At 66.9% G+C, this 6,899-nt stretch carries 5 protein-coding genes and 1 tRNA gene; 2 read left to right on the top strand and 4 right to left on the bottom strand.

Annotation, left to right across the window (positions count from 1 at the left end):
- Positions 1–80: 80 nt before the first annotated feature.
- Positions 81–1,286, top strand: a complete 1,206-nt coding sequence (locus AXW67_RS34905) for an integrase core domain-containing protein (protein WP_063677366.1) — start codon at positions 81–83, stop codon at positions 1,284–1,286.
- Between the two features lie 314 nt (positions 1,287–1,600).
- Here the strand turns inward: AXW67_RS34905 and AXW67_RS34900 are convergent.
- The 4 genes from AXW67_RS34900 to AXW67_RS34885 form a co-directional block, all read right to left on the bottom strand.
- Positions 1,601–1,676, bottom strand: a tRNA-Thr gene (locus AXW67_RS34900).
- A 99-nt stretch (positions 1,677–1,775) separates the two neighbouring features.
- Entirely contained in the window at positions 1,776–3,518 is a 1,743-nt protein-coding gene (locus AXW67_RS34895) for a heme biosynthesis protein HemY (RefSeq protein WP_063681552.1), read from the bottom strand.
- Positions 3,519–3,554: 36 nt separating this feature from the next.
- Positions 3,555–4,790 carry a COG4223 family protein gene (locus tag AXW67_RS34890; protein ID WP_063681551.1) on the bottom strand — a complete coding sequence of 412 codons (1,236 nt, stop codon included), beginning with the start codon at positions 4,788–4,790 and terminating at the stop codon, positions 3,555–3,557.
- A gap of 61 nt (positions 4,791–4,851) precedes the next feature.
- A complete protein-coding gene (locus AXW67_RS34885) occupies positions 4,852–5,598 on the bottom strand; it encodes a uroporphyrinogen-III synthase (protein ID WP_063681550.1) in 747 nt (248 codons plus the stop codon).
- 147 nt (positions 5,599–5,745) lie between these two features.
- Between AXW67_RS34885 and tsaD the strand changes: the two genes are divergently transcribed.
- Positions 5,746–6,819, top strand: coding sequence for a tRNA (adenosine(37)-N6)-threonylcarbamoyltransferase complex transferase subunit TsaD (gene tsaD / locus AXW67_RS34880; protein WP_063681549.1), 1,074 nt, complete (start codon positions 5,746–5,748; stop codon positions 6,817–6,819).
- Positions 6,820–6,899: the final 80 nt, after the last annotated feature.

The following is a 6,899-nucleotide window of genomic DNA, read 5'->3' as shown; positions in this document are numbered from 1 at the left end:
TGAGCGGCCCGAGACATAGGTGACAGAACGTACCGGACACATGGGTTACACTTTCCGCTTTTGTTCTGCGGGAGGTGTGGATGCCGTGGAAAGCGAGTTCGGTAATGGAAGAGCGCCTTCGCTTTGTCGCCCGGCTTCTGGATGGAGAAGCCATGGCCGAGGTCTGCCGGGAGTTCGGCATCTCCCGCAAAACTGGCTACAAGATTTTCGATCGTTACAAGGAGCACGGGCTTGAAGCGTTAAGCGACCGCTCCAGGCGGCCGATCCGTTACGCCAACCAGCTCCCGCAGCAGGTCGAGACCCTGATCGTTCGGCTGAAGGGCGAGAAGCCACACTGGGGCGCCCGCAAGATCCGCGAGCTCCTGGTGCGACGGCTCGACGGCGACGTCCGGGTGCCGGCCAAAAGCACCATCCATGCGATCCTCGACCGCCATGGCCTGGTCAAGCGCGGCTGCGTGCCGCGCCACCGCGCGCACGGCACGCCGCTGTCGCAGGGCACGCTTGCCAACGATCTGTGGTGTGCCGACTTCAAGGGCGAGTTCAAGCTCGGCAATGGCCGATACTGCTATCCGCTGACCGTCACCGACCATGCCTCGCGCTTCCTGCTGCTCTGTGAAGCGCTGGATTCCACGCGGGAAGATCCTGCCATTACTGCCTTTGAACGGCTGTTCCGCGAGCGCGGTCTGCCCTTTGCCATCCGCTCCGACAATGGCGTGCCCTTTGCCAGTCCAAACGCGCTGTTCAACCTCTCGAAGCTGTCGGTGTGGTGGCTCAGACTCGGCATTGCGATCGAACGCATCAAGCCGGGCCATCCGCAGCAGAACGGCCGTCACGAGCGCATGCATCTCACGCTGAAGAAGGAGGCCACCCGGCCGCCGGGGTTCAACAGCTTGCAGCAGCAGGCACGCTTCGATGCCTTCCTCCGCGAGTTCAATTCTGAACGTCCCCACGAGGCGCTCGACATGAAGTGCCCCGGAGAGCTCTACACAGCCTCAACCCGCCGCTACGATGGTCTGCCGGAACTCACATATCCGTTCCACGACCGCGACGGTGTCATCACCGCCTGCGGCCGCCTCTGCCTCCATCGCAAGAAGATCAACATCTCCACCGTGCTGGCCGGCCAGAAGCTCGGCATCAAGGAAGTCGACGACGGCATTTGGCTCGTCAGCTTCATGCATTACGATCTCGGTTACTTCGACCTCGAGCAAAAGACCTTGCAACCCCTCGACAACCCGTTCGGCCCGAAGCCCGCCACCCATGTCTCAAGTACGGCCTCGGCGCTCTGACCGAGACGCGCTTTCCTGCATTCTTGGCATGGTGGCCAGTTGCTTGGCCGCGCTGAGCCGTCACCCCCCCGAAGCCCGCAGGGGCGCGGCCTTTGCCGCGCGGGGTTGACGGCGAAAGCGCGGACCGAGCAATAATGGTCATGCCATGAACGCGTCTCGCCGTAACACACCAAATCGGATGCGTTGCGCGTCGGCGGGATCGACCTGGAGTAAATGACCTTGCAACCAATCGGCAACCCGCTCGGCACGAGGTTGTCACCTATGTCTTAGGTACGATCTGTTACCGATGTCTTCGGTCTGGACATGTTGAGCGCTGGTGCCGCAAGAGGGACTCGAACCCCCGACCCCGTCATTACGAATGACGTGCTCTACCAACTGAGCTATTGCGGCGGACCCTGCCGGGGCCGGGCGAAGCCGGTCCCGATACGCGCGCTCCTGATATCGGGCATGGCCCGAATTGGCAAGGACAAGCGGCGTGCGAAATGCGGCTCAAGCGCCCCAGCGGGACCAGAATCCGCGCCAGCCGCCGGCCTGGGCCTTTGGCGTGCCGATTTGTTCCGTAAATTCATCGCTGGGACCCTCGTCGTCGATCCCGGGATCATCCGGCGCGCGGACGATCGGGATGACGGCCGGAATTGGGGCCGGCGCGGGCTTGCCGAGATCGGCACGGGTCCGGAACACCGGCGTTGCAACCGGCGGCGATGATTCGGCGGGCTCAGGCGCCGGTTTGACGGGCTCGGCGGACGCCACATCGGACGTCATCTCAGGCGCTTTGGCCTCGGGCGGCGCATTGTCCTGCGCGGCCGGAGCCGGGGCGAGCGCGGACGGAGCCGGTTCCACCGGGCTTTGGCCGGCAACCGTCACCCGCTTGGGCGGCGGGGCGGCCAGCATGGCTTCCTCGAAGGCGGAGGATTCGATCGTCGTCCCCTTGTCGGAGGGCAGACTCGCAACCGGCGTCTGCCACTGGAACGCGTCGAGCCGGCCAGTGACCGGGGAGACCGGGCGCCAGCGATCGCTGACATAACCGTCCGCGGTCCAGACCGGATCGTGGCGGGCGCGCACCGCACGCAAGGTCCAGGCGCGGGCACGGCCGCTGTCGCCATGCTCGGACCGCTCGATCTCGGCCATCAGCAGCGCAACACGCTGGGTCGGATCACTGACATAAGGCGCCAGCGCGTCGCGTGCGCGGACGAATTCGGAGGCATCGATCGCGGCGCGCGCGAGCGCGAGTAGGCCCTCGATATGGCCAGGCTTGTCGGCCGGTATCTTTGCCGCGAGCGTCTCGACCCGCTGCAAGCGCTGCCGCGCCGAATCGCCGAGCTTCACATGTGCATAGGCGTCAGCGAGATCGGGATGCGGGTTGGCAAGCCATGCCGCCTCCACCAGCTTCATGGCGCGGCGCACCTGATGCGCCTCGCTCTCGAATTTTGCGGCGAGCACAGCAGCCGGGACCAGCGTCGGCGCGAGCTTGACCGCCTCCACCACGCTCTCGCGCGCGACGTCGCGGTCCATCGTCTCGAGCTCCAGTGCACGCGCGGTGAGCAGCACGCCGCGCTGCCGGCGATAGGCGGCCTTGTCGATCAGGCCGGCGGACAAATTCGAATCGAGAATCGCGAGCGCGCCGCTCCAGTCGCCGCGCGCGCAGCGGAAGCCGAGCACCGCGTGCGAGGCCCAGGTCGAGGACGGCGACAGCTTGATCGCTTCCTCCGCGATCATCACGGCGCCGACCGCATCGTCGGCGCGCTGCGCCTCGATGAACAGGCCGCGCAAGCCGAGCAGCCGCGTATCCTCGCGCTCGGCCATGGCGCGGAAGACGCGCTGCGCTTCATCGCGCCTGCCTTCGAGCTGCGCCGATTGCGCGTGCAGCAGGAGTGCAAGCGGATCGTCCGGCGCATGCCGCCGCGCCGCTTCGGCGTGCCGGCGGGCGAGCGCCGTGTCGCCATGGCCGATCGCGAGCAGGCCGTGGGTGATGGCATGACGGCCACGCGCATTGCGCTTTTCGTAACGGCGGCGACGCATACGCCCCGGCGTGCGCCAGATCGTCGTCAGGATGCTCCAGACGAGCACGACTGCCGCGGCAAAGATGCCAAGCAAAAACACGAACCTGGGAAGCGTCGTTGAGACGCGGAAACCGCCCGCGGTCAGGACGAGATCACCGGGCTGGTCGGCAACCCAGGCCGCGCCGGCCGCCGCCAGCGCAATCAGAATCAGGAAAAGGACGATGCGAAGCATGGCGATCCCTATTACGCGCCAGTTATTGCGCGAACCTTATTGAGCAGGCTTGGCGAGATCCGCCATGGCATCGTCGGCGAATTTGCGGGACGCCGCGAGCGCGGCATCGCGGGCATCGGCCTTGGCGAGCCAGGCTTGCGCCGGGACGCGATCGGCCTCGGGCAGCGTCTTCAGCTCGCGCCGCGCTTCCGCGAAATCATTGCGCAAGGCCGCGGCCGTCACCCGCGCGACGATCGCGCCGCGGTCGTTGCCGACCCCGTCGGTGCGCTCGATGCGGACGAGTTTCGACGCACCCGCCTGCAGCCGCTCGACGATGCCGGTGCCGCTGGTCTGCGCCTCCGCCGGCGGCGACAGCTTTGGCACGATGTTCGTGAGCTCGCGGCTCAGCGCGACCGGCGTCGGAATGCCTGACGCTGCGAACGTGTCGAGCGGCTTCAGCACGTCGGGATTGCCCGCGAGCGACCGCGCCGCGGCGAGCTGGGCCTCATAGGGATCGCCGTGGCGAACGGCGACATCGAGCAGCGCGGCTGCCACGACATGGCGCAGCGGCTTGTCGTCGGCCGGCTTGGCATCCGCGATCTTCTCGCCCTGCTGTGCAAGCTCGGCGCGCTCGCTCCTGACGCCGCGCTCGAGCTGGGTGATGCGCTCGTTGATGGCAGCAAGATCGGGAGATGCGGCCGCATCGCGCGGCGCGGATTTCACATCGTTCAGCGCGCTCGCGGTCTTGTCGGACTGCGTGCGCAGATTGGCGATATCGCTGCGCAAGACGCCTGCGGATTTTTCCAGCGCATCGATCCGCGCCGCCATCGCCGGATCGGCGGCCGGCTTGGCCACCTTGGTCTCGACGGCGGCGACGCGCCCGCTCAGGGCATCGACCGTCGCATTGGTGACTTGGGGAGCGGCCGGCGGCGCCTGCACGGCGGGCCAGCCCAGCATCCAGCCGACCGCGATCACCATCGCCGCCGCGACCGCGCCGGAGAGCGGCGCGATCACCCAGGGTGAAATCGGCCGCGAAGCCGGCGGCGCCGCGGCGGCTTGCGTCTCGGCGTGCTCGGGCTGGGGCTCCGACTTCGTCTCCTCGGACTTGATCTCCTCGGGTTTGGCTTCTTCCGCCTGCGCCTGCTCAGGCGTCGGCTGCGCCTCCGGCTCGGCTGCCGTCTCCTGCGGCTGGGTGGAGACTTCGGTCGCCTCGAGGTCGATGGTGGGCGGGGTGCGCTTGGCTCGGCCGGATTCGGGGGCCAATCCTGCGTCTTCAGCCTTGTCGTCGGCCATCGTGACGGTTCCTCAAACTTGCGTGCCTTGGGACCGATTTCGTCGGATTCGGCCCGTCCTCTTACGCCAAACGGGTCCGCAAAGCACGCTCCAACGTTTCAAATAAGGCATTTTCGTCCGGCTTGACGGCGATCAGGACCTGCGACGCGCCGGCCTCGCGCAGCACGGAAGCGACCGTCTCGGACAGGCAGCATTGCGGAATGGACAGCGCCGAAATTTCGACACCTTCATCGCGCGCCGCCTCCAGGAAGGCGCGGGCGCTGCGACGGGAGTAGTGCAGCACCGCCCGGATACCGTGGGCGGCAAAGCCATCGCAGACCTCTCGCGGCAGATGCTTGATCGGCGCCATGCGGTAGGTGGTCTGCGTGACCACGTTGAACCCTTCCGCACCAAGCTCGCCGCCGAGATCGCGCGACAGGTCCGCGCCGGCCAGATAGAGCAGGGTGCTGTTCTTCTTCAACACCTTGTCGCGCGCGCCCTGCATCACTCTGTCGCGCAAGGCCGCGGCATCGCCGCCGGCGACAATGACCGTGGCAAAGCCGGCGTCGCGCGCGACAGCCCCGGTGTGCTCGCCGACCGCAAACAACGGCAGCCTCAAGAGATCGAGATCCTTCAACAGCGGTGCGACGGCACGGATCGCATTGGCCGACGTGACGATGATGGCGTTATAATCGACCTCGCTTTCGTCGTGGAAGGGGACCGGCTCGAACTTGAGCATCGGGGCAAGCAGCACCACGTGACCCCGCGCGCGCAGACTATCCGCCGTCGCCTCGTTGTCAGGATGCGGCCGCGTGACAAGAATGGACATGGCGTGTGTTCCCCCGGGGCGCCTTAAGCTTTCAAGAGGACGGCTGCGCACGGCAATTGCGCTGGGCGACCCCGGAATGCTACCGGACGTACCAGAACTCTGCTTTATGGATGAGTGCAAGGGCGCAAATTGGATAACAATTCGCCAATGCTGGTATTGGGCATCGAAACCACCTGCGACGAGACCGCCGCGGCGGTGATCGAGCGCGCGCCTGGCGGGAGCGGCAGGATTCTGTCCAACATCGTGCGGTCGCAGATCGAGGAGCATGCCCGTTTCGGCGGCGTCGTGCCGGAGATCGCCGCGCGCGCCCATGTCGATCTGCTCGACGGGATCATCGACCGCGCCATGCACGAGGCCGGCATCGACTACGCCCAGCTCAATGGTGTCGCGGCAGCCGCGGGCCCGGGGCTGATCGGCGGCGTCATCGTCGGGCTCACCACCGCGAAAGCGATCGCGATGGTGCACGACACGCCGCTGGTCGCGGTGAACCATCTCGAAGCGCACGCGCTGACGCCGCGTCTGACCGACGGCATCGAATTTCCCTACTGCCTGTTCCTCGCCTCCGGCGGCCACACCCAGATCGTCGCGGTCACCGGCGTCGGGCAGTATGTGCGGCTCGGCACCACCGTCGACGACGCGATCGGCGAGGCCTTCGACAAGGTCGCGAAGATGCTGGGCCTGCCCTATCCGGGCGGACCGCAGGTCGAGCGCGCGGCGGCAAACGGCGATGCGTCGCGCTTTGCCTTGCCGCGGCCGATGCAGGGACGCCCCGATGCGAATTTCTCGCTGTCGGGATTGAAGACCGCAGTGCGCAACGAGGCGAGCCGGATCGCACAGCTCACGCCGCAGGACATCAGCGATCTCTGCGCGAGCTTCCAGGCCGCCGTGCTGGAATCGACGGCCGACCGGTTGAGCGTCGGCCTCAAACTGTTCCGCGAGCAGTTCGGCACGCCGCGTGCGCTGGTCGCCGCCGGCGGCGTCGCCGCCAATCAGGCGATCCGCGGTGCCTTGCATGACGTTGCGAGAGACGCGAAGACGCAGCTGATCATGCCGCCGCCTTCGCTCTGCACCGACAACGGCGCGATGATCGCGTGGGCCGGCGCCGAACGCCTCGCGCTCGGCTTGACCGATACGATGGAAGCCCAACCGCGCGCGCGCTGGCTGCTCGACGCCAACGCCACGGCACCGGCCGGCTACTCCAACACCCGCGCGGGATTTTAGCAGGTTCGCATGAAGACGCGCCGCGACAATCTCAACTTCACCTCTCCCCGCCTGCGGGGAGAGGTCGGATTGCACCTTGC

The organism is Bradyrhizobium neotropicale (genome assembly GCF_001641695.1).
GTDB lineage: Bacteria > Pseudomonadota > Alphaproteobacteria > Rhizobiales > Xanthobacteraceae > Bradyrhizobium > Bradyrhizobium neotropicale.
The sequence above is the reverse complement of the archived record's forward strand: the minus strand, read 5'-3'. Positions and strand labels throughout refer to the sequence as shown.

What these genes read in the sequence shown, in the direction of transcription:
- AXW67_RS34905 (WP_063677366.1), top strand. Translation starts at nt 81, where the DNA reads ATGCCGTGGAAAGCGAGTTCGGTAATGGAAGAGCGCCTTCGCTTTGTC.
- AXW67_RS34895 (WP_063681552.1), bottom strand. Translation starts at nt 3,518, where the DNA reads ATGCTTCGCATCGTCCTTTTCCTGATTCTGATTGCGCTGGCGGCGGCC.
- AXW67_RS34890 (WP_063681551.1), bottom strand. Translation starts at nt 4,790, where the DNA reads ATGGCCGACGACAAGGCTGAAGACGCAGGATTGGCCCCCGAATCCGGC.
- AXW67_RS34885 (WP_063681550.1), bottom strand. Translation starts at nt 5,598, where the DNA reads ATGTCCATTCTTGTCACGCGGCCGCATCCTGACAACGAGGCGACGGCG.
- tsaD (WP_063681549.1), top strand. Translation starts at nt 5,746, where the DNA reads ATGCTGGTATTGGGCATCGAAACCACCTGCGACGAGACCGCCGCGGCG.